At 70.9% G+C, this 20,934-nt stretch carries 24 protein-coding genes and 1 pseudogene; 9 read left to right on the top strand and 16 right to left on the bottom strand.

Annotated features, from left to right (window positions below; translation table 11 throughout):
• Nucleotides 1–186: 186 nt before the first annotated feature.
• Entirely contained in the window at nucleotides 187–456 is a 270-nt protein-coding gene (locus tag NMN56_RS43455; protein WP_430542802.1) for a winged helix-turn-helix transcriptional regulator, read from the bottom strand.
• A 182-nt stretch (nucleotides 457–638) separates the two neighbouring features.
• Between NMN56_RS43455 and NMN56_RS36190 the strand changes: the two genes are divergently transcribed.
• Nucleotides 639–1,034: a Rid family hydrolase gene (locus NMN56_RS36190; protein ID WP_274045539.1), complete on the top strand. Its 396-nt coding sequence runs from the start codon at nucleotides 639–641 to the stop codon at nucleotides 1,032–1,034.
• An 87-nt stretch (nucleotides 1,035–1,121) separates the two neighbouring features.
• Here the strand turns inward: NMN56_RS36190 and NMN56_RS36195 are convergent, their stop codons facing one another.
• From NMN56_RS36195 to NMN56_RS36210, 4 genes are all read right to left on the bottom strand, one after another.
• Nucleotides 1,122–1,343: a hypothetical protein gene (locus tag NMN56_RS36195; protein WP_274045538.1), complete on the bottom strand. Its 222-nt coding sequence runs from the start codon at nucleotides 1,341–1,343 to the stop codon at nucleotides 1,122–1,124.
• Nucleotides 1,344–1,562: 219 nt separating this feature from the next.
• Complete coding sequence (locus NMN56_RS36200) at nucleotides 1,563–2,408, bottom strand: helix-turn-helix domain-containing protein (protein ID WP_274045537.1); 846 nt, start codon at nucleotides 2,406–2,408, stop codon at nucleotides 1,563–1,565.
• 6 nt (nucleotides 2,409–2,414) lie between these two features.
• Nucleotides 2,415–2,933, bottom strand: coding sequence for a DUF6879 family protein (locus NMN56_RS36205; protein WP_274045536.1), 519 nt, complete (start codon nucleotides 2,931–2,933; stop codon nucleotides 2,415–2,417).
• Between the two features lie 187 nt (nucleotides 2,934–3,120).
• The gene (locus NMN56_RS36210; RefSeq protein WP_274045535.1) at nucleotides 3,121–4,128 is read right to left on the bottom strand and encodes a GlxA family transcriptional regulator; all 1,008 of its coding nucleotides are present in this window, start codon (nucleotides 4,126–4,128) and stop codon (nucleotides 3,121–3,123) included.
• 109 nt (nucleotides 4,129–4,237) lie between these two features.
• Here NMN56_RS36210 and NMN56_RS36215 point away from each other — a divergent pair, with 109 nt between their 5' ends.
• Nucleotides 4,238–5,176, top strand: coding sequence for an alpha/beta hydrolase (locus NMN56_RS36215; protein ID WP_274045534.1), 939 nt, complete (start codon nucleotides 4,238–4,240; stop codon nucleotides 5,174–5,176).
• Nucleotides 5,177–5,205: 29 nt separating this feature from the next.
• Here the strand turns inward: NMN56_RS36215 and NMN56_RS36220 are convergent, their stop codons facing one another.
• Nucleotides 5,206–6,432 (bottom strand): MFS transporter, encoded by a 1,227-nt coding sequence (locus tag NMN56_RS36220; protein WP_274045533.1) that lies wholly within the window; start codon nucleotides 6,430–6,432, stop codon nucleotides 5,206–5,208.
• A gap of 68 nt (nucleotides 6,433–6,500) precedes the next feature.
• Nucleotides 6,501–6,911, bottom strand: coding sequence for a MerR family transcriptional regulator (locus NMN56_RS36225; protein WP_274045531.1), 411 nt, complete (start codon nucleotides 6,909–6,911; stop codon nucleotides 6,501–6,503).
• On the opposite strand from NMN56_RS36225, the gene NMN56_RS36230 reads away from it, so the two are divergent.
• On the top strand, nucleotides 6,910–7,074 hold the full coding sequence (locus tag NMN56_RS36230) for a hypothetical protein (protein WP_274045529.1): 165 nt from the start codon (nucleotides 6,910–6,912) through the stop codon (nucleotides 7,072–7,074). The genes NMN56_RS36225 and NMN56_RS36230 overlap by 2 nt on opposite strands.
• Here NMN56_RS36230 and NMN56_RS36235 read toward each other — a convergent pair.
• The 3 genes from NMN56_RS36235 to NMN56_RS36245 form a co-directional block, all read right to left on the bottom strand.
• Nucleotides 7,071–7,607: a GNAT family N-acetyltransferase gene (locus NMN56_RS36235; RefSeq protein ID WP_274045528.1), complete on the bottom strand. Its 537-nt coding sequence runs from the start codon at nucleotides 7,605–7,607 to the stop codon at nucleotides 7,071–7,073. The two genes, NMN56_RS36230 and NMN56_RS36235, sit on opposite strands and share 4 nt — an antisense overlap.
• Nucleotides 7,608–7,766: 159 nt before the next feature.
• Nucleotides 7,767–7,973: a DUF397 domain-containing protein gene (locus NMN56_RS36240; RefSeq protein WP_274045527.1), complete on the bottom strand. Its 207-nt coding sequence runs from the start codon at nucleotides 7,971–7,973 to the stop codon at nucleotides 7,767–7,769.
• A 5-nt stretch (nucleotides 7,974–7,978) separates the two neighbouring features.
• Nucleotides 7,979–8,863, bottom strand: coding sequence for a helix-turn-helix domain-containing protein (locus tag NMN56_RS36245; RefSeq protein WP_274045525.1), 885 nt, complete (start codon nucleotides 8,861–8,863; stop codon nucleotides 7,979–7,981).
• 339 nt (nucleotides 8,864–9,202) lie between these two features.
• Here NMN56_RS36245 and NMN56_RS36250 point away from each other — a divergent pair, with 339 nt between their 5' ends.
• Nucleotides 9,203–9,550, top strand: a complete 348-nt coding sequence (locus tag NMN56_RS36250; protein ID WP_274045523.1) for a hypothetical protein — start codon at nucleotides 9,203–9,205, stop codon at nucleotides 9,548–9,550.
• Between the two features lie 4 nt (nucleotides 9,551–9,554).
• Complete coding sequence (locus NMN56_RS36255) at nucleotides 9,555–10,058, top strand: GNAT family N-acetyltransferase (protein WP_274045522.1); 504 nt, start codon at nucleotides 9,555–9,557, stop codon at nucleotides 10,056–10,058.
• Between the two features lie 48 nt (nucleotides 10,059–10,106).
• Here NMN56_RS36255 and NMN56_RS36260 read toward each other — a convergent pair whose 3' ends face one another.
• The gene (locus tag NMN56_RS36260; RefSeq protein ID WP_274045521.1) at nucleotides 10,107–11,063 is read right to left on the bottom strand and encodes an MBL fold metallo-hydrolase; all 957 of its coding nucleotides are present in this window, start codon (nucleotides 11,061–11,063) and stop codon (nucleotides 10,107–10,109) included.
• Between the two features lie 549 nt (nucleotides 11,064–11,612).
• Complete coding sequence (locus NMN56_RS36265) at nucleotides 11,613–12,149, bottom strand: hypothetical protein (RefSeq protein ID WP_274045519.1); 537 nt, start codon at nucleotides 12,147–12,149, stop codon at nucleotides 11,613–11,615.
• A gap of 411 nt (nucleotides 12,150–12,560) precedes the next feature.
• Here NMN56_RS36265 and NMN56_RS36270 point away from each other — a divergent pair, with 411 nt between their 5' ends.
• Nucleotides 12,561–13,142, top strand: coding sequence for a GNAT family N-acetyltransferase (locus tag NMN56_RS36270; RefSeq protein WP_274045684.1), 582 nt, complete (start codon nucleotides 12,561–12,563; stop codon nucleotides 13,140–13,142).
• A gap of 518 nt (nucleotides 13,143–13,660) precedes the next feature.
• Nucleotides 13,661–14,968: a cytochrome P450 gene (locus tag NMN56_RS36275; protein WP_274045518.1), complete on the top strand. Its 1,308-nt coding sequence runs from the start codon at nucleotides 13,661–13,663 to the stop codon at nucleotides 14,966–14,968.
• Between the two features lie 177 nt (nucleotides 14,969–15,145).
• On the opposite strand, the pseudogene NMN56_RS43460 reads toward NMN56_RS36275, so the two are convergent.
• Nucleotides 15,146–15,247: pseudogene (locus NMN56_RS43460) on the bottom strand (IS5 family transposase); the annotation flags it as partial.
• Nucleotides 15,248–15,380: 133 nt separating this feature from the next.
• Between NMN56_RS43460 and NMN56_RS36280 the strand changes: the two are divergent.
• Nucleotides 15,381–16,175 carry an SDR family oxidoreductase gene (locus tag NMN56_RS36280; RefSeq protein ID WP_274045517.1) on the top strand — a complete coding sequence of 265 codons (795 nt, stop codon included), beginning with the start codon at nucleotides 15,381–15,383 and terminating at the stop codon, nucleotides 16,173–16,175.
• 186 nt (nucleotides 16,176–16,361) lie between these two features.
• Here NMN56_RS36280 and NMN56_RS36285 read toward each other — a convergent pair whose 3' ends face one another.
• Entirely contained in the window at nucleotides 16,362–17,099 is a 738-nt protein-coding gene (locus NMN56_RS36285; RefSeq protein ID WP_274045515.1) for a cobalt-precorrin-6A reductase, read from the bottom strand.
• Nucleotides 17,100–17,245: 146 nt separating this feature from the next.
• Between NMN56_RS36285 and NMN56_RS36290 the strand changes: the two genes are divergently transcribed.
• Nucleotides 17,246–18,442, top strand: coding sequence for a cobalt-precorrin-5B (C(1))-methyltransferase (locus tag NMN56_RS36290; RefSeq protein WP_274045683.1), 1,197 nt, complete (start codon nucleotides 17,246–17,248; stop codon nucleotides 18,440–18,442).
• 310 nt (nucleotides 18,443–18,752) lie between these two features.
• Here NMN56_RS36290 and cobM read toward each other — a convergent pair whose 3' ends face one another.
• Both cobM and cbiE read right to left on the bottom strand, forming a co-directional pair.
• On the bottom strand, nucleotides 18,753–19,508 hold the full coding sequence (gene cobM, locus NMN56_RS36295) for a precorrin-4 C(11)-methyltransferase (protein ID WP_274045514.1): 756 nt from the start codon (nucleotides 19,506–19,508) through the stop codon (nucleotides 18,753–18,755).
• Nucleotides 19,505–20,878: a precorrin-6y C5,15-methyltransferase (decarboxylating) subunit CbiE gene (gene cbiE / locus NMN56_RS36300; protein WP_274045513.1), complete on the bottom strand. Its 1,374-nt coding sequence runs from the start codon at nucleotides 20,876–20,878 to the stop codon at nucleotides 19,505–19,507. The genes cobM and cbiE overlap by 4 nt, the downstream gene beginning before the upstream one ends.
• Nucleotides 20,879–20,934 lie beyond the last annotated feature (56 nt).

The raw sequence follows: 20,934 nt of genomic DNA on the forward strand, positions 1-20,934 counted from the left end.
ACGAGACCCACTCCAAGGCCCTGACGATCGACCCGATCAACATTCCCGTCTCCGACCACTCCACCTCCGACGTCACCGTCGACCCCGTCGGCACCGGCAAGCAGTGAACCCGCGCCGTACACGGGGAAGGGGCCGTGTCTTGCGAGAACACGGCCCAACCTGCCCTGCGAAGTGGCCAGTTGGGAGTCAGGGCGCTATTCCGGCGCGGGGCATCCCGGGATGGACAGCGGGCCGCTGAAGGGTCCGGCCCAGGGCGGCGATGCGGTATGCGATCGCCACCGGTTCCGTGGACACGATCGCTCGCTCGACCATGCCGTTGCGCCCCAGTCGCCGCAGGCATGCCGTCGGCGACTTCAGTGTGACAGCGGGCAGTGCTGCCGGAGTTCGTGGACGGTGACCACGACATTCGGGTGATCGTTCTCGACAGCGCGGACGCGGGCTTCCGCAGAGCACCATCGCCAAGCTGCGGGGACTGGGACGCGGCGGAGGTGCGGAACTGCTGTCGGCTTCCCGGCTTCCCGGCTTCCCGTTCACCCGGCCCTCCGGACCTCCGACCTCCCGGCCAGCGGTCGTGTCGGTGATCAGATGGATGGCGAGGGCCGGACGGGCCCTCGTTCACCAGGTGTGGAGGCTGAGGCATGAACGTTGAGGAGATCGGGCCGCGTATGGCGGGCGACAGGCTGATGTACCACCGGGCCGTCCGGGTCGATGAACCCCGTAGCTGGCTGTTCGTCTCCGGCCACGAGGCCCGTGATGACGACGGCGCGATCACCCACCGGGGCGACATGGCCGGCCAGATCCGCCTCACGCTGCGGCGGCTGGGTGAGACCGTTGCCGAAGCCGGAATGACGATGGCGAATGTCGTCCAGATCCGCGTCTTCACCACGGACCTGGCCGAGTGCAAGGCCCACTACGCGGTCTTGATGGACGGCCTGGCCGAGGTCCACTGCCGGCCGACCAGCGTTCTGGCCGAGGTCAGCGCCCTGTCCGACCCCGCCATGCTGATCGAGATCGAGGCAGTGGCGGTGCGCTGACCCGAAACGGGCCCTGGCCTTCCACCCGCGCCCTGGTCTCGCACCCGCGCCGGTACGGGTGCGAGACCGCTGTTGAGGGTGCAGGCCCTACGCGCTGTCCTGGTCACCACCCTCGGGCTCGGGGTCACGAGGTGCCTCCGGGGGCATCGGTCCACCGTCGTGCTGGCCGCCGTCGGCTTCGGGGGCGGCCACGGCGGTGGGCTCGGCGGTGACCTCGGACAGGTCCCGGGGGTGCCGGAAGGGGGTGCCCCGCCATCCCTCGGCGTCAGGTGTGCGTGTCTCGTACGTCTCGACGGGCGCGACGCTCATGCTCAACCTCCTCTTTCAACAGAGGCCGTGCCGCCGTACCGTCGAGGGCACGGCCCGTTGGCCGCGGCGGCTGCTGCCGCCGCGGTGGGTCACCCACCTCGGCGCTCGGCCTGTCCAGGGTTTCCGTCGCCGGGGTGGGCGTGTGACGGTGACAACGCTAGGGACCGGTTGTTCCCGGCTACGAGCCGATTGCGGGTGATTGCACGGCACTTGCGCAGATCACCCGAGTGTTTCCATGACCGACGCGATCAGGGCGCGTGCTTTCGCTCCGTGGACCGCCATGTCGGCGAGCGTCGCGAACGTGTCGGCGTACATGGCTACTTCGCTGGGCTGCGTGAGCGTGAGGTAGCCCGAGACAAGTTCTACGTTGACCTGCGCCTTGTCGAAGATCCAGAACCCTTCCACGGGCATGCGTGACCGACCCAGCCTGGCGGGGATCACGCCGACGCTCACGTGGGGCAGGGCGGCGAGCGACAGCAGGTGGTCAAGTTGTTCGGCCTGCGTGTCCGCGTTGCCGAGTGCGTTGCGCAACACCGCCTCTTCCACGAGGAAGGCGAAGCAACGCTGGCCCTCGCGCAGCACGCGTTGACGCTCTATCCGCGCGGCCACGGCGTCAGCCACGTCGTCCACGACCGCACGCCTACGCTGCACGCCGCGCAGCACGTCCTCCGTATACCCGTACGTCTGGAGGAGCCCCGGAAAGAGGCCGGGGGAGTACGCACGGAACCAGCGGGTCTTTTCGTAGAGCGGCAAGCGTGCTTCCTGTGGTCGCCGCAACCCCGCACCCATGCGATGCCACTCCACCCACATGCCTTCTACGGCGTGGAGGGACGCGATCAGGTCCGCGGTCAGGTCGTCCCGGCCGCAGGCGCCGCACCAGGCCCGGATGTCGTCGGCGGACGGCGTCGTCTTCGCCGTCGATATCCGGGAGACCTTGGACGGGTGCCAACCGCACGCGTGTGCGAGCGACTTGCCGTCCAGACCGGCGTCCTTGCACAACTCGCGCAGACGGTCGGCAAGGACTTTCCTGGCCTGCTGGACACTGGATGATCCGGAGAGGGGCATGGTGCGTCAGGCCGGCCTGTACTCCTCGTGCGGCGTGGCCCGTTCCCACACTGTTTCGAAGGCCGCGTTGACCAGGCTCACGACGGCCGGTTCTGTGCGCCACTCCCGGTCGACCACCTCCCCGACGCCGGAGAAGTACGTGAACAGCACGGCCGAGCCGTCGAACATCCACAGGTCCGTTCCCGGCAGCGCGATGTCCGCCGCCCTCCGCCGGGGCAACCAGCGGACCAGTTCACCGGCCGCGACGTTGGGGAACGTCACGTCGTACTCGTACCGGATGTAGTCCGTCACCGGCTCCGAGACGATCCGGGCCCGACGCATCACGACTCCTCGCGCCGTCGTCTCGGCCGCCAAGTCACCCCAGGACGCCCACCAATCGGGCAGCCGCTCGGGGTCGTTGCCATAGCGATGGCCGGCGCGCCAACGAGCGAACTCCGGGTCATTCGGTGTGTAGCTGTCACGCATCTCCAGATGCACGGCGGAGTGCCGTGCCGTGGCCAGCCCCTCACGCGCGGGATGCTTCACCGTCGCTGCCCTCCGTTACGGAGACGTGGTTCACCCACAGGGGTGTTCGGGATGATCCCCAGGAAACGCGGTTGCATGGGCCTCTCCCCACCTCCGGCCAATTGGGTCGATTGCGCGACCATTTCGGACAAGGGGAGAGCCGTCAAGAGTGAACATTGGCCGCCCACCGGTGCGCCGGCCCGATGGCTCAGTCGGCCGAACTCGTGGAATCCACTGCTGCGTTGGGTCCCGTGCGGAAGGCGCGGCGGTAGGCGGAGGGGGTGGTGTTCAGGGCGTCCCGCATGTGCTGGCGCAGGTTGGTGCCGCTGCCGAGGCCGGTGCCGGCGGCGATGTCGTCTACGGGCTGGTCGGTGGATTCCAGCAGGTGGCGCGCGTGCTTCAGGCGGGCCGAGGTGAGCCATTCGGCGGGGGAGAGGCCGGTCTCCTGCCGGAACCGCCTGGTGAACGTGCGCACGCTCATGTGGCAGTGCCCCGCCAGGTCCTTGAGGGACAGCCGCCGGTCCAGGTGCTCGACCATCAGCGTGCGGGCCCCGGCCGTCGAGGTCCCCGCGTCCTCGGTGACCGGGTGGTCGATGTACTGCGCCTGCCCGCCCTCCCGCATGGGGGCGACGACGTTGTACCGGGCGATCCGGTTCGCCACCGAGCTGCCGTGGTCCTCCCTGATCAGGTGCAGGCACAGGTCGATGGCCGCCGCGCCGCCGGCCGAGGTCAGGATTCCGCGGTCGTCGACGTAGAGCGGGTTGGTGTCCAGATCGACCGCGGGGAAGAGCCGGGTGAACTGCCGCGCGTAGCGCCAGTGCGTCGCGGCCCGGTGGCCCTCCAGCAGTCCGGCCGCCGCGAGCACGAACGAGCCGGTGCACAGCGACACCATCCGTGCCCGGCGCGAAGCCGCCCCGAGTGCTTCGGCGACACGGGAGTCCAGCACACCGTCGTCGAGTACGTCCGGCGCGCGGGTGCCCGCGACGACCACGGTGTCCGCCTGCTCCAGCAGGGACAGGTCGCCCTGGGGCAGCACGCCGTACCCGTTCACCGTCATCACCGGGGCGCCGTCCGGCGTGATCGTCCGTACGTCGTACGCCGCTTCTCCCGCGCGTGAGGTGACCATGGCGAGCATCTGGGCCGGAATGCTGAGGTCGAAGGCGACCGCGGGCGCGAGGGCGAGAACGGTCACCCGGTGCGGAGCTGCATACGTCATGGCCCGATAGTTGCACATCATGGCCCCCGGGCCACTTCTGCGGTGATCGGAAACCGGAGAGGCTGAGGCCAGTTCGCTTTCCGCACCACACGAAAGGTGGCCGCAGGCCATGTCCATCCCCGCTGTCGACCCCGAGATCCAGTCCCTGCTCGACACCTCAGACGCCGAGGTCTTCCCCCTCCACGACCTGGATGACGTCCTCGCCGATCCCGAGCGATACAGGCTGCTGCGGGAGCACCCCGCCACCCCCGTCGACGACCGGGTGAAGGTCGAGGACCTGTTCATTCCCGGGCCCGGCGGACAACTGCGGCTGCGGGTCTACCGCCCCACCGCCGAGGAGACCCTGCCCGTCGTCCTCTACCTGCACGGCGGTGCCTTCACCTACGGCTCTCCCGAGGCCGAGGAGGACCACGCCCTGCTGTACGCCGTGGAGGCCCGAACCGTCGTCGTCTCCGTCGACTACCGCCTCGCCCCCGAACACCCCTTCCCGGCCGCGCCCGACGACGCCTACGCCGCGCTGACCTGGCTCGCCGCACACGCGGCCGAGATCGGCGGCGACCCGGAACGGATCGCCCTCATGGGCGTGAGCGCCGGCGGGAACATCGCCGCCTCCACCGCCCAGCGCGCCCGCGACCTCGGCGGCCCGAAGGTGGCCTTCCAGCTCCTGACCTACCCCGTCACGGACAGCCACCAGGCCAGTGCCTCCCTGCGCGAGGCCACCGACACCCCGGTCCTCAACCAGACCGCAGCCGCCTGGGCCTGGCACTACTACACCGGCGGCGACAACCACACGCCCTACGCCTCCCCGCTCCAGGCCACCGACCTCAGCGGACTGCCTCCCGCCCTCGTCGTCGTGGCGGAGGTCGACCCGCTGCGCGACGAAGGCCGCCAGTACGCCGAGCGCCTCAGCGCCGCCGGGGTCACCACCGAACTCATCCAGGTCCCTGGCGCCGTGCACGGCTTCGACCTGATCTTCCCGACGACCCGCGTCAGCGAACGCAACCTGGCGGACCAGGTACGCGCCCTTCGCGACGCGCTCCACGGCTGACCGATCGCCGGCTCACGCAGCCCGCGGATTCAGGTGTTTGCCGCGTGGGGGTCGGCTGTCGCGTGGGGGTCGGCCAGCGGGCTCGTCGTGCCGTGTGCGGGTGGTGCGGAAGGAGACAGGAGGAAGGCAAGCGCCATCAGTACGGCGGCGATCAGGGGAACGTATGCGATGCCCAGAGTGCCCACGGCCACCCCGCCTGTGGCGGCGGCGACGCCGGTGCCGAGGTAGAGGCCGGCGATGTTCAGCGACAGAGCGGTCATACCTGCGGAAGGGGCGGCGGCAGCCAGGATGCTGCCCTGCACCGGCGGGGTGAGTGCCCAGGCGAAGAAGGCCCAGCAGGCGATGACCGCGGTCAGGACATACCGGTCGCCGATGCCGCTGAAGACGAGCCCGGCGGCCAGGGCGAGCGCGACCGCATGGCCGGCCAGGACCAGGCGCAGGCTTCGCTGGGGCCCCCAGGAATCTGCCGCCCGACCCGAGAGAAGAGCCCCGGCAAGACCGGCGGCGCCGACCAGGAACAGCACGAACGACAGCAGTCCGTACGAGCCGTGTGCCACCTCGGCGGTGTACGGACCGAGGTAGGTGTAGAACATCAGCCCGCCGCCGGCGGCCAGGAACGTCACCGTCACCAGGCGGAGTACGGCCCGGTTCCGCAACGGTGCCAGGCGCTCCCGGAGTGGTGCCGGGGCGCTGCCGGGTACGGCGGGGGCGGTGGCCAGCAGACCCACGGCTGCGACGGCCGCGACCGCGGCGATCGTCCAGAAGGTCGCGCGCCACCCGAAGGCCCCGCCGAGCCATGAGCCCAGTGGCACTCCGCTGAACAGCGCGGCGGTCATCCCGGCCGTCACCACCCCCAGGTAGCGCCCCTGCGCGCCGTCGGGGGCGCCGGCCGCGGCCGTGGCGAAGGCCGCGGAGGCCACCGCCGCCGCACACAGCGCGGCAGCCACCCTGGCACCCATCAGGAACCAGTAACCAGGGGCGAGCGCCGCCACCGCATTGGCCACCACGAACAGCAGCAGACCGACGACCAGAACGGTCCGCTTCGCGAACCGTTCGCACATCACGGACAGCGTGGGCGCGCCGACGGCGTAGACCACGGCGAACACGGTCACCAGCTGCCCGGCGGCGGCGACGCTCACCTCCAGGTCCTCGGCGACAGCGGGCAGCACGCCCGCGACGACGAATTCGTCGGTGGCGGTGGCCAGCAAGGTCAGGAACAGGATGTACAGCCAGCCCGGAAGGGCAGCTCTCTTCATCGGTCTACTACCTCCGTGGAACGCGGTGCGCGTCCCTCGCACGCTAGGTAGTGACACCAGTGTCAAGGTCAAACGCCGGAGCGCAGCAACCGCGCGAAGCCGTCGGTGTCCGCGGACTCGGCGCGCAGACGGGCGATCCTCTCCACGAGTTCGGTCCGGTGCCGCTGGAGCTGCTCCGCTTTGGCCTCCACCGCGGCGAGCCGCTGCTCGTACATGGCGAGCACTTCGTCCGGGCTGCCGTCACAGGCCAGGAATTCCTCAGTCTTCATGTCCAGGCACGGCGCCACCACGCGGATGTCCTCCGCCGTGAGACCGGCCCGGAGCGACTCCCGCACGTTCAAGACCCGGTTGACCGCCCGCTCGTCGTACTCCCGCCAGCCCTTGCTCGTCCGCGCCGCTTCCAGCAGGCCCTGCTGCTCGTAGTAGCGAATCGAGCGGCGACTGGCGCCCGTACGCTCGGAAAGCACCCCGATCTGCATGACCCCTCCTCGCGATGTCGAGGCCAACGGTACGGGGGCCCGCACCCGCAGCGGGCGGACCGTCCAGCCGCACCCGCAGCGGGCGGGCACGCGGCCTTCCCTGACCGGGGCCAGCAACCCGGACAGCTCTCAGCACGGCCCTCAACTGCGGGCCGTCTCCTAGCTGTCCGGCTTCCAGTCCTGTACGAGGAGCCCGAGGATGACCTCGTCCAGGAACTCGCCCAGCACCCAGGCCGAGGAGCGCAGTACGCCCTCGCGGACGAAGCCGTTGCGCTCGGCGGAGCGCAGCATCGCTGCGTTGTCCGACAGTGTCTCGATCTGCAGCCGCTGCAGGCCGCGCACGGCGAAGCCGTAGTGGCACAGCGCCGCGACCGCGTCGGTGCCGTAGCCCTTGCCTCGCGAGTCCGGCAGCAGTCCCATCCCGATGTGCGCGGACCGGTGGTGGCTGTCGATGCCCCACAGCGACGCGGTACCGAGCAGCGTGCCGCCGGCCAACTCCACCACCGAGAACGGAACGGTCTGCTGGTCCTTTTCGTCCACCACGAGCCGCGGGTCCTTCGACTCGGCCGTCATCGGCCGCCACGGCTGGCCGTCGGCGCGCGCGGAGTTGACCACGTCGTTGTACAGCTCGGCCCGCAGGATCGGGATGTCGTCCTCGTGCCGCGCCCTGAGCCCGACCTTGTCGCCTTTTAGCATGCAAGCTTCTTATCCGGCCGGGTCGGCCCGCGGCAAATGGTTATGAGTGCGCCTCCGCCGGAAGTAACCGCCCGTCCCCACCGAGAGACGACCATGCAACGGGCCCCGCCCCCGCCATGCAGCGGGAACGGGGCCCAAGTCGCCTACGCCGTAGGTCGGTTACCCGTCCTTGAGCGCCGTGATGAACGTTGTCCAGGCGGCCGGTCGGACGGTGAGGGCGGGGCCATGGGGCTGCTGCTTGGAGTCGCGGACGGCCATGGCGCCGTCGTGCAGGCGGGCGCCCTCGACGCAGTTGCCGCCCTGGTCGTTACTGTGGCTCGACTTGAACCACTCGATGTCACGGGGGACCTCAACCGTGCCGTTCATGGGTATCAATGCTCCTTGACTGCCTTCTTGATCAGATTCAGGGACTCTTGAGGCCCCGGGGCAAGTGCTTGCAGGTCGCCGAACGCCTCCTCGTACCGCTCCATGTCCCCTTCCCGGCGGCTGACCCACGCATCCGCCATGTTCTCCAGATAGACGAGGGACCGCATCGCCGCGCGATCTGGGAATTGCAGGACTACGAACGGGCCGTTCATTCCCGAATGTGCCCCGCAGCTGAACGGAACCACCTGGACCCGCACGTTCGGGAGGGTCGTGGCCAACTCCACGATGTGGTTGAGCTGATCACGCATCACCTCGGGACCGCCGACCGTACGGTGCAGCACGGCCTCGTTGATGATGGCCGTCAGCTTCAGCGGAGACCGCTTCCTCCGCAGCACTTCCTGACGGTTCATCCGTACGGTGACCAGGTTATCCACTTCTTCGGCGCTCTTGCCTTGGTGTGCCCGCTCGTAGATCACGCGGACATACGCCTCGGTCTGCAAGAGGCCGGGCACGAACTCCGACTCGTAGTTCTGGAGGGTGCTGGCCGTGGCTTCAAGTCCCAGGAACGCCTTGAAGCCCGGCGCGATGACAGGCCGGTACTCCGGTGACTGCCACCAGTCGCTCCGCGTCTTGGTCACGGCTGCGTACCCTTGAAGCATCGCGCGCTTCTCGTGAGTTGCCCCGTAGATCTCGCACAGCGCTATGACATCGGACGGCTCCACCGTCGCGTTCTCGCCTGTCTCCATGCGGGACAACTTCGAGGAGCTCCACAGGAGTTTGCGGACGACCTGGCGGCCGTTGAGCCCTCTGGCCTGGCGCAACTGCCTTAGTTCACTTCCGAGTTGTAAGCGGCATAGGGCGGGAGAGGCTGACTCGATGTCGGTGATCACGTGGTTCCTTCCTCCGGTGATGCGAGGAACGTTCTGCTGGCGAGCGGGGCAGCGCGCTGGTGGATGAACACCGCGCTGAGCAGCGGAAATTGGCGGACAAACTTGTGCAGGCAATCCCGCTGTCTCTCTCCCGACGGTAACTGCCTCGGTGTCACTCTGTCCTGGATTGCTCACAGAGAGCACACGGAGGAGTCCATGACGAGTTACCGATCGCCCGCGTGCGGTATCGGGCGGCATCAGGAGTGCCGGCATGCGAGGGCGAGGCAGGCGCCTGTGGGGGTGCCGGTGAGTTATGAGGCGTGCGTGTGTGCGTGCCACCGAGGGGTGGAGGGGGTCTGTATGTGGCTGTACGACAGGGAGAGGACGGCCATTCCCGCCGCGCCGGAGCTGCGGCTGTTGCCGTGGTCCACGGAGTCGGGGAATCCGTGCTACCTCAGCGGTGCGGGGGACTCCACGCTCGCCCTGTACGCGGACGAGTTGGAGGACGCCCAACTCGCCGACGGCGACCGGGCGTTGAGGCGCATCGTTGAAGTACTGGACGCGGGCGGCGGGGCAACGGTGGAGGTCGTCAAAGAAGCGGTCACCGCGCTCAGCAACGTCCTCCGGGTTGCCGACAGCAGGGGCGCCCGGCTGCCGGGCGCCCGGTGCTCCGGCTGCGGGGTCGTGATGATCAGTGGGGCAGAGTAGGGGCATGCCTACGTACGACACGATGCGCTGCCACCTTGAGACCGAGCGGTTGATACTGCGGCCGTGGGCCGAGTCGGACGCCGAAGAGTTCCGGGACCTGCTCTCCGAACGCGGTGACGGTGCGCCCACGGTTGAGCGCACCCGTACGTCCATCGCGGAGCTGCTCGCCGCGACGGAGACCACGGGGTTCGCGCTGCTGCCCATACAGCGCCGGGAGGAAGGCGACTTCATCGGCTATTGCGGGTTGATCATCGGCCGCTCCACCGTGGAGGAGCCGGAAATCGCGTACGAGCTGTTCCAGCGCGCGCACGGGCGTGGCTACGCCACCGAGGCGGCCCGCGCGGTGCTCGATGCCGCTGTTGCGACGGGGCGGAAACGGCTCTGGTCGACCGTCGGCGCGTGGAACACGCCGTCGCTCCGTGTCCTGGAGAAGCTCGGGTTCGAGCGGGATCACGTTTCGACGGAGGACAGCGGCGAAGTGGTGTGGCTCACGCGTTCGTTGCCGTAACGCGTGGAGACCTGGGGGCCCGTGGACCCCTCAACAGCGCATGGCAGCTCAATAGCGCATGGCGGCGAAGTCGATGGGCCTGGGCCGGAGCGACTGGACGCGGGTCGTCAGCCGCTTGATGCGCCTGGTCATCTCCGGCGCGGGGAGCCGCTTGCGGTCGCCGTGTCCCGGTAGCAGCCACTCGAAGTGCAGCCGGTCGGCGGTTCGAGCCAAGGAGGCGCCCAACTCCGCGATGGAGTACCAGGTGACGCTCTCGGCCACTTCCACATCGGCCGTCGTACGCGACCAGTACAGGCTGTCGCCGCTGAAGCAGTACCTGCCGTCCGCGACATAGAGCACGCTGCCCCGGGTGTGCCCCGGGAGCGGGTGAGCTGTCACGCCCTCACCGATCTCGGCCGGTTCCGTGCCGCGCAGGATGCGGTCGGCGTCCGGCGCGGCGTCGAGGTCACCCTCGTGGATCCACAGCCGGGCGCCGAAGCGGTCGGCGTAGCGGCGGCCGTGAGCGGCATGGTCCCGGTGGGTGAGCAGGACATCGGTGACGGGCCCCAGCTCCTCGTGCTCCTCGTACCGCGTGGCCAGCGTGCTGCTCCAGCGGGGCGTATCGATCATCATCGTGGTGCCGGAGGACGGCCGGCGCAGCAGGTAGGAGTTGGCTCCCGCCGTGTGCGGGGAGTTGTGCCCGCACAGGTGGACCTCGTCCGTCAGGGCCAGGGGGAAGGGGTCCAGGGCGCCGTCGAGTCGCCCGCCGGAAGGGCGGATCGAGCGGGAGGGGCAGGCGAAGGCGGCGGCGTGCAGCTGCCTGGCCTCCGCCCTGTTCTGCGGCTGCCGGATCACCTCGGAACGGCCGGCGGCCTCGCGTACCAGTTCAGGGGCAAGCTGGCGCGCGACATCGCAGTTCGTACAGCGGCCGTCGACATACCAGCCGCCGTCCCCCTCGCTCAGCTCTTCCACCCCGGTGGCCGCGCCCTGGTCTCCCGTCGGCGCGGGTGGCAGACCGTCGTTCATGGTGACTCCGTCCTGGATGTGTGCAGGCTGTACGCCTTCCCCAGAGGTATCCCGCGCCGGAGAAAAAGAGGAAGGGGGGCCGGTGCTTGTACTTTCCGGAGGGGGCCACTCTGCGAGGGAGCAGGGAAAAGGGCGGAATGTGCCGGATGTGTGCTTCGGCAACTGCGGGGTGGGATGCGGGTGTTGTGCCCCTCAGCTGTTACTCCGGGCACAGGGCGGCGGTCGGTGCTGCCACGGCGCGTGGTCGGCGCGACGCCGGAACGGGCCCGTCCATGCGCGGCTCCGGGACGGTGGCCCGTTCATGCGCGACGCCGAACGGTGGCCCGTTCATGCGCGACGCCGAACGGTGGCCCGTTCATGCGCGACGCCGAACGGTGGCCCGTCCAATGGAGGACGGGCCACCGTGATCTGTGCTCCGCGGGCAGATGACGCGGACAGGCTCCGCGAACCGGCTCCGCGGGCAGGCTGTGCGAAGAGGCACCGCGGACAGCCGCCGCGTGCGGACCGCGAGCCGACACCGGGTGCGGGGCCGCGCAGGCGGCGAGAGGCTCAGAGGCAGCGCGGGCTGGGCGAGATGTCGATCGTGGTCACCGGCCAGTCCCGGTGGACCTTGTACCAGCCACGGGGCTTCGCGCACTTCGCGTACGCCGTCTTCCCGCCCCGGTAGGTGACGACGAGGTTCGCCGCGTCGTCCTTGCGGGAGTTGTAGACGCTCGTCGCCGTCCGGGCCTTGGGGCCTACCGACTGGGGCCCCATGTCCTTGTACGCGGCGACGATCTTCCCGCCCCGGTAGAAGCAGACGGAGGGCCACGGGCACTTCTGCGCGCCCATGTTGACCAGTTCCTCGCCGGTACGCGGTGTCCGTTCCTTGCCCGCTTTCGCGGCGGAGTCGCCCCCGGGCTTCCCGGCGGCGCGCGAGGACGTGCCGTTGCCGGACTCCGTGGCCGCCTTGCCGCTGCCGCCCTGGTTTCCGCCACCGCGACCGTTTCCGCCACCGCTGCCGCCGTCGCTGCCGCACGCGGTGAGACCGAGCGTCGCCACGACGGTCAAGGCCGCCGCCACCGTCCAGTTGTTGCGGTTCTTCATGAATGCCCCCGTAAGGATAAGTTCGTTGGCTTACGTACTCTCCTTGTTCATATCGAGAGTCATGCACACGCCACCCGCAGGCAAGGCCGGAACGGGGCCTGTGGCGGGGTGGTGACGGTTCCGGGACGGCGAGGACTGACCTGTCGGCGGTTGGTGACACGGGCACGGGCCGGGGCGTCCGGAACGGTCCCGGCGGCTCAGCGGCCGGCGCCCTCCGCGTCACCCACACGGGTAGCGGTGGCCTGCCCCGGGGGCCGCCGTGGGGCGCGGCGGGTAGGCCAACACGGAGGGCCAATGCGGGGCCCGACAGGGGGAGGGCGACCCGGGCGGCGTCAACTCGGGGGCGCCGCCCGGCAGTTGGGGGTCCCGTATTCCACGGCGACGAGATGAAGGAGCCGACCCGTGCCCACCATGCTGACACCCCGCCGGATGACCACCGAGCGCCTGCTGCTCCGCCTCCCCTTCGCCTCCGACCTCGACCCGCTGCGTGACCTGTACGACGACGCGCCCGCGCTGGACAACGTCGGGACCGAGGCCGCCTGGGGCCGGGAGCGGACCCGCCGTCGGCTGGAGACATGGAGGGGGGAGTACGAACGGTGGGGCTACAGCATGTACACCGTGGTCGAGCGCCTGGACGGTGAGGTGGTCGGGCTGTGCGGGCTGTGCCCCGACGAGGGCGGCGTTCCGGAGCTCGCGTGCCTGCTCATCCGCCGCTACTGGCGCCGGGGTTACTGCCGTGAGGCCACCGCCGCCGTACTGTCACGGGCCCAGGCGAGCCCCGGCCCGCTGACCCTTTCCGCACGCATGGAAGCCGACCAGCCCTCTCTCCCGTACCTGGAACAGGCGGTCGTGTACGCCCACGGTTTCGTCTTCGAGAGCGAAGTGCCGGATCCCTACAGCGGGAAGCGCATGCGCTACTACCGCTGGTCGTCACCCCCTGCCAAGCCCACCGCCGGACCGAGGGCTGGACCCGAAGCCGGGTGGGGGGCTTGACGTCACCCACTCGGGCGTCGCAGTCGGCGCACCGTTGTCGGCCGCTCTTGTGACACACGCTGGCCCAACGCCCCCAAGCGCTGCGCGAGTTCGGTGTCCCCGTGTGGGGCCGGGGGAGAAGAGCTTGCGAAGCCTCAGTTGCGAGGCGCAGGAGAACAGCGAGAAGTGAGGAGCACCACCATGGTCAGGAAGCTGATGGAGAAGCTGCACGTCTCACGCCGGTACGGTGCCTACCTTCCCTACTACGGGTAAGACGTCCGGCCGCGCCGTTGAGCACCCGGTGAGTGACCTGTGAGCCGGTGACCTGGGAGTCGGTGTCCTGAGAGCCGGTGACCTGGGAGTCGGTGTCCTGAGAGCCGGTGACCTGGAAGGGGTGCCGACGGCGCGGGCGTCCGCCGCGGGAGCCGTGGGCGCGATAGGCGCCATAGGAAGGTGGGGGCGCCCTCCGCACGGCGGCGTCCCCACCGGTTCGGCGTACGGCGGTGTGCGTCAGCCCCTGGTGGAGGGTGAGGGTCCCGGTGAACCGAAGGCAGCAGCCCCCGCGACTGGCGGGGAGTGGCGGGGGAAGTGCGGCGTGGCGGCGTGACCGGCTGGCCATGGCGGTGCGGGCCGCGGCGGAATGCGGTGACGTATGGATGCTGGGGCCCGGCGCCTACGTGGCCGCCACGGCCGGGCCCTGCGAGACGGTGCTGCGGCGGACCACACACGAGTACGAGACACCGCCGGGCACCTTCCTCCCCGTGAAGCGGGCGGACGGTTCAGGGCCGGGCCCCAACGAGCGGGCACACGGCCACGCGGCGCGGATGCGGGGGCTGCGGCCCAAGGTGGTGGCTGCGCGGATCGGTGAGATCGCGCCGGGCGCGGCGGAGTTCGCCGAGGGCTGGCCGGTGGGCCAGGACGTCGAGGTGCTGCCACGGGCCCGCCGCGTGCTGGTGGACATCGGCGCCCGCTACCTGTTCTCCGGCGACGCGGAAGCGCTCAGGCCCCTGGGCGCCGGGCTCGCCGATGCCCGCGAGGCCCTCATCCGCTCCTGGCCCCTGCCGCCCCGGGTGCCCACTCCCGCGCGCCGCTGCCTCGCCCGCCAACAGGCGGCGTTCGCCGGTGCGTTGCAGGCAGTGATCGACCGGCGCCGGAGGACGGGCGAACTCGGGAACGATCTGCTGGGGTTGATGCTCTGCCCGTCCACGCAGTACGGGCTGCTGCCGGACGCCGCGATCATCGACAGTCTCACCGGACTGATCGTCGCCACGGCCGAGACCCCGACCCGTGCCGTCGGCTGGCTCCTGCTCGCACTCGCACGCGAAACGCAGGCCGCTGACCGCATCGCCGTCGAGGCCGCCCGTACGCTGCCCGGCGATCCGCACACGGTGACCGGCGCCCACCTCGACGGCCTCCGCTACACCCAGGCGTTCGTCCGCGAGGTGCTGCGGCTGCACCCGCCGAACTGGCTGCTGGCACGCCGCGCCACCACACAGACCCGGCTCGGCGGCTACCCCGTCGACCCCGGTACCACGGTCCTGGTCTGCCCGTACACCGCCCAGCGTGATGCCCACGAGCACCCGGCCCCCGACCGGTTCAGCCCTGAACGCTGGCTGGAAGCGGGCGGCTCGCTCAGGGTTCCGGGCGTCTTCCTGCCCTTCGGCACGGGGCCGCGCGGCTGCGAGGGCACCGCCATGGCGCTGGCCATACTGACGCTCCTCACCGCGGAGACCGCCCGCCGCCACCACCTGAGCGAGCCACCCGGGCCCGAACCCAGCCACCGGGTGACCACCTTCGGCGCCCTCACCCCCAACGACCTGCGCCTGCGCGCCACACCCCGCGACTGAGAGCACGTCGCCACTCCGCGGGTTGCCACTCGTCGGCAGGCCAGTGATCAGTGCAAGCCACCGACCGGCCTGCGCCCAGGCCACCCGCTTTACGGCTACGGCTACGGCTACGGCTACGCCCAGGCTGCCCGTCCTACGCCTTGCGCCTGCGCCCAGGGGCTGTTGTGAAAGCGCTGGTCACAGCCACTCGTTGAGGACTGCGGCCAGCACGGTCGCCTCGTAGCGGACCGCGAGCTTGTCATACCTCGTGGCTACAGCCCGGTGTCGCTTGAGGCGGTTGCGGACACGGTCCGTCGGGGCCGGGATCCGCTTGCTTGGAGTGCACGCCAGGGCCATAGCGTTGAGACAGCTGAGCCGAACCCCCCCAACGCGTCGACGCTTCATCCCGCATGACCAACTGGAAAGGCGGCAAGTGATAGGCAACCAATTCGCCACGCATGCAGAACTTTTCGATCTGGGTGGAAAGCGCGCGCTCGTCACCGGTGGCACCCGAGGCATCGGGATGATGATCGCGCGTGGCCTTCTCCAGGCGGGCGTCCGCGTGGTCATCAGCTCACGTAGCGCGGAAGCGTGCGCTCAGGCGCAGGAACAGCTGTCCAAATTCGGTGAGGTGCGCGCCATCCCCGCCGACCTGTCCCGCCACGACGAGTGTCGGCGACTGTCCGACCTCGTCACCGCTGACTCGGAGCGTCTCGACATCCTCGTCAACAACGCGGGCGCCATGTGGGACGAACCGCTGGCGACGTTCCCGGACACGGCCTGGGACACGGTCGTCGACCTGAACCTGAAGTCGCCGTTCTGGCTGGTCCAGGCGCTGCTGCCCGCACTTCGCAGGGCGGGCACCGCCGACGATCCCGCGCGGATCATCAACATCGGCAGCATCGCCGCCATCCACATCCCCCAGCGGCCCAACTACTCGTATTCCAGCAGCAAGGCCGCACTGCATCAACTCACCAGAGTGCTCGCCAAGGAACTAGGACCGCAGCACGTCACCGTGAACGCCGTGGCGCCGGGGCCGTTCCCGTCGACGATGATGGCTGCAACCCTCGATGAGTTCGGCGAGGCGATCGCGGCGTCGGCCCCACTACGCCGGATCGGCCGCGACGACGACATGGCGGGTGTCGCCGTGTTCCTCGCCAGCCGGGCAGGCGCATACCTGACGGGTACCGTGATCCCCGTCGACGGCGGCATCGCCACAACCGCGTAGGCCGCCCAGGGTCTGTTTCCGAAAGTTGATCTTGATCGTTGATGATCACGCCCGGTGGGACGTGGGGATCCGACGCGGGATCAACGCCACGATCCCGGTCCCGACGGACCGTGTCCGCGCTACGAGGCGACAGTGCTGGTCGCAGTCCTCAACGAGTGGCTGTGACCAGCACTTTCACAACAGACCCTAGGCCGCGGCCCGCACCCAGGCCGCGGCCTCGTCCGGTGTGGTCACCACGTGTACGCCGGCCGGCACCGGGGGGCGCCGGACCACGACGACGGGTACGCCCGCCGCGCGCGCCGCCGCCAGCTTGGGCGCTGTGGCCTCGCCTCCGCTGTCCTTGGTGACCAGCACGTCGACGCGGTGCCGCGCGATCAGCTCCCGTTCGCCCTCCGGCGTGAACGGGCCGCGTGCGAGCAGCACTTCCATGCGGGGCGGGCACGGTGCCTCGGGCGGGTCGACGGAGCGGACCAGGAACCACTGTTCCGTCAGCCCCGCGAAGGCGGCGAGGCCCATGCGTCCTGTGGTCAGAAAGATCCGGTTGCCCAGCGCCGGCAGTGCGGTGGCCGCCTCCTCCAGCGAGCCCACCGGGTGCCAGTCGTCGCCGGGACCCGCGACCCAGCCGGGCCGCCGCAGTGCGAGCAAGGGAACATGGGTGTCGGCAGCGGCCCTGGCCGCGTGGAAACTGATCGTCCCGGCGAAAGGGTGGGTGGCGTCGATGAGCGCGTCGACCCGCTGTTCGCGCAGCCACACCGCCATCCCCTCGGCCCCGCCGAACCCGCCCACCCGTACCTCGCCGGGCGGCATCCTCGGCGCGGCGACACGTCCGGCCAGCGAACTGGTCGTCCGTACGCCCGGCAGCCCGGACAGCAGCCCGGCCAGGCGGCGGGCCTCCGCCGTTCCCCCCAGGATCAGTACGTGCACGGAGTCGGTTGCCTTTCATGAGTGACGCGAACGAAGTGAACGCGGCGGACGCGGCGGACGCGGCGAACGCAGCGCATGCAGCGAAGGACGCCGCCAGCAGCGCTGCCGAGACCGGCAGTGGGTCCGGCGGCGGGTCCGTCGAGCCGATGGGTGGGCGCGGCGCCCAACTCAAGCACACCGGGCTGCGCCCCGGATGGACGACCGGTGCCTGTGCGACGGCCGCCACGACGGCCGCTTACACCGCGCTGCTGACCGGCGACTTCCCCGACCCGGTGACGATCACCCTGCCCAAGGGACAGACGCCTGCCTTCGCCCTCGCGGCCGAGGAATCCGCGGCGCTCGGGACACCGGGCGCCGCCTACGCCATGGCCGCCGTGGTCAAGGACGCGGGCGACGACCCCGACGTGACACACGGCGCACTCGTACGGGCGACGGTACGGGCGCTGCCACCCGGTTCCGGTGTCGTCTTCCGCGCGGGCCCCGGCGTCGGCACCGTCACCCGCGCCGGGCTGCCCCTGGACGTGGGCGAACCCGCCATCAACCCCGTGCCCCGCCAGATGATCCGGGAACACGTGGCCCGGGTCGCCGAGCGGCACGGGGCGGCCTGGGAGGCGGAACTGCACGGCGCCCGGGACGCCGAACCGCACGGGGGCGACGCGAGGCGCGTAACCGGTGGTGAGCCCGACATCGAGGTCACCCTCTCCGTCGACCACGGCGAGGAGATCGCCCGTTCGACCTGGAACCCGCGCCTGGGCATCCTGGGCGGCCTGTCCATCCTGGGCACGACCGGCATCGTCGTGCCGTACTCGTGCTCGGCGTGGATCGACTCCATCCGCAGGGGTGTGGACGTGGCCCGCGCGGCAGGGCGTACGCATCTGGCGGGGTGCACGGGTTCGACGTCCGAGAAGACGGTGGTCGCCGAGTACGGGCTGCCCGAGGACGCGCTGCTGGACATGGGGGACTTCGCGGGAGCCGTCCTCAAGTACGTACGCCGTCACCCCGTCGACCGGCTCACGGTGTGCGGCGGCTTCGCCAAGCTTTCCAAGCTCGCCGCGGGGCATCTGGATCTGCACTCGGCCCGCTCCCAGGTCGACAAGGGCTTCCTCGCCGAACTGGCCGCGCGCGGCGGTGCGGGTGCCGCGCTCGCGGGGGAGATCGCCGGTGCCAACACCGGGCTCGGCGCGCTGCGGCTGTGCGAGGCGGCGGGGGTTCCGCTCGGCGACCTGGTCGCGGAGGCGGCCCGCGACCAGGCACTCGGAGTGCTGCGTGGTGCGCCGGTCGCCGTCGATGTCCTCTGCATCGACAGGGCGGGTGTGGTTGTCGGTCGCAGCGCGTTGCGCTGACCGCGCGTCTTGCGCTTGCGGGGTGCCCTCTCCTGCGTTGCGGGGTCCCCCCCCCGCCCGGTCTGCGTTGCGGGGTGCCCACGCCTGCCTGCGTTGCGGGGTGCCCACGCCTGCCTGCGTGCGAGGTGCCCTCGCCTGCCAGGTTCCGTGGGGAGTGCCCCTTGCGGACGTGGGGCGGCTGCGGGTCGGTTGTGGCTGGGCGCGCAGTTCCCCGCGCCCCTTCGGGCGCATTTCCGTGCGCCCTTCGGGACGCAGAAGGTCCGCCGGGGTGCAGGTCCGTGCGCCTCCGGGGTGCAGGTCCGTGCGTGCCTCAGCCGCAGGTGTGGTCGCGGTCGCGGGCGGGTGAGTACAGGTGGCTGTCGCCGAACTGTTCGGCACCGAGCGTGCGGCCGACCATGATGACGGCCGTACGTTGCACGCCCGCCTCCTTGACCTGTGCCGCGATACCGTCCAGTGGCCCGCGCAGGACCAGTTCTTCCGGGCGTGAGGCGAACGCTACGACGGCGGTGGGGCAGTCGGCGCCGTAGTGCGGCAGCAGTTCGGCTACGACGCGGTCCACGTGCCCAGCCGCCAGGTGCAGAACGATCAGCGCGCCGCTGCGGCCCAGCGTCTCCAGGTCCTCGCCCTCCGGCATGGCCGTCGCGCGGGAGGCGATACGGGTGAGGATCACGGACTGGCCGACCGTGGGAACGGTCAGCTCCCGCTTGAGCGCTGCCGCCGCCGCTGCGAAAGCGGGCACGCCGGGTACGACCTCGTACGGCACCCCGGCGGCGTCCAGCCGCCGCATCTGCTCGGCGACGGCGCTGAAGACGGACGGGTCGCCGGAGTGCAGCCGCGCCACGTCGTGCCCGTTCCGGTGCGCGGCGACGAGTTCGGCGGTGATCTCGTCCAGGTCGAGCTGCGCCGTGTCGACCAGCCGCGCCCCTTCCGGGCACTCGGCGAGCAGTTCGGGAGGCACCAGGCTGCCCGCGTACAGACAGACCTGGCACGCGGCGAGCGTCCTGGCGCCACGCACGGTGATCAGGTCGGCGGCGCCGGGTCCTGCGCCGACGAAGTACACGGTCATCGGTTCTCTCCTGGTGGGGTGGGGTCGGCGGCGCTGCCCGGCTCGGTACGCGCGCCCGGGGCCGGCTGCTGGGCGGGGCGGGCGGTGTGGGCGGTGTGGACTGTCCGGGCGGTCCGGGCGGGTCCTTCCGGCCTGGTGACGGCCCACTGGGTGACCGGCATGGCCTGGCGCCAGCCGGTGAAGGCGCCGACGGGCACCGCGTGGGAGACGGCGAGCCGCACGAGGTCGCCGCCGTGGCGCCGGTACCACTCGGTGAGCAGCGCCTCGGACTCCAGCGTCACGGTGTTGGCGACGAGCCGGCCGCCGGGCGGCAGCGCCTCCCAGCACGCTTCGAGCAGCCCGGGAGCGGTCAGCCCGCCGCCGACGAACACGGCGTCGGGGGCGGGCAACCCCGCCAGCGCGCCGGGTGCGCGCCCGGTGACCACATGCAGCCCCGGCACGCCCATCCGGTCCGCGTTGCGGCCGATACGGGCTGCCCTGACCGGGTCGCGCTCGATGGTGATCGCCCGGCACGAAGGGTGGGCGCGCATCCACTCCACGGCGACGGAGCCCGAGCCGCCGCCGACGTCCCACAGCAGCTCGCCGGGCGCGGGCGCGAGCGTGGCGAGCGTGGCGGCGCGTACGTGGCGCTTGGTGAGCTGGCCGTCGGTCTCGTAGGCGGCGTCGGGCAGCCCGGGTACGGCCCCGACGCGCGGTGCGCCGCTCGCGGGGTCGCGGACGCACTCGACGGCGAGGACGTTGAGCGCGGCGCCAGGCGGGTGCGCCCACTCCTCGGCGACGCCGCTCACCTGCGCCTCGTCAGTCCCGCCGAGCTGTTCGAGTACGCGCAGCCTGCTCGGCCCGAAGCCGTGTTCGCACAGCAGCGCCGCCACCTCGGCCGGCGTTCCCGCACCGGAGCTGAGCACCAGCACCCGGCGCCCCTCGTACAGTTCGGCCGCCAGCCGCGCGAGGGGGCGCCCGACGAGCGTGACCACAGCGGTGTCCTCCACCGGCCAGCCCAGCCGCGCACACGCGTACGAGACCGAGGACGGGTGCGGCAGCACATGCAGTGCCTCGGCGCCCACTTCCTCTGCGAGCGCCCTTCCGATCCCGTGGAACAGCGGGTCACCGCTGGCCAGCACGGCGATACGGCGTCCAGCGTGCTCCGCCAGCAGCTTGGGCACGGCGGGCCGCAGCGGCGAGGGCCAGCGCACGCGGAGTCCGGCGCAGTCGGGCGGCAGCAGTTCCAGCTGGCGCGCGCCGCCGATCAGGACCTCGGCATCCAGCAGCGCGGCGCGCGAGGTACCGGGCAGTCCTGGCCACCCGTCGGCCCCGATGCCCACCACGCTGAGCCGGTGCCGCGCGGGGTGCGCGGGAAGTGCGGGAGTCACGGCCGTTACCTCGGTCTCGCTCCTAGGGGAGTGCTGACGCAGCCGAAACTCTACTG

The organism is Streptomyces iconiensis (assembly GCF_028657195.3).
GTDB lineage: Bacteria > Actinomycetota > Actinomycetes > Streptomycetales > Streptomycetaceae > Streptomyces > Streptomyces iconiensis.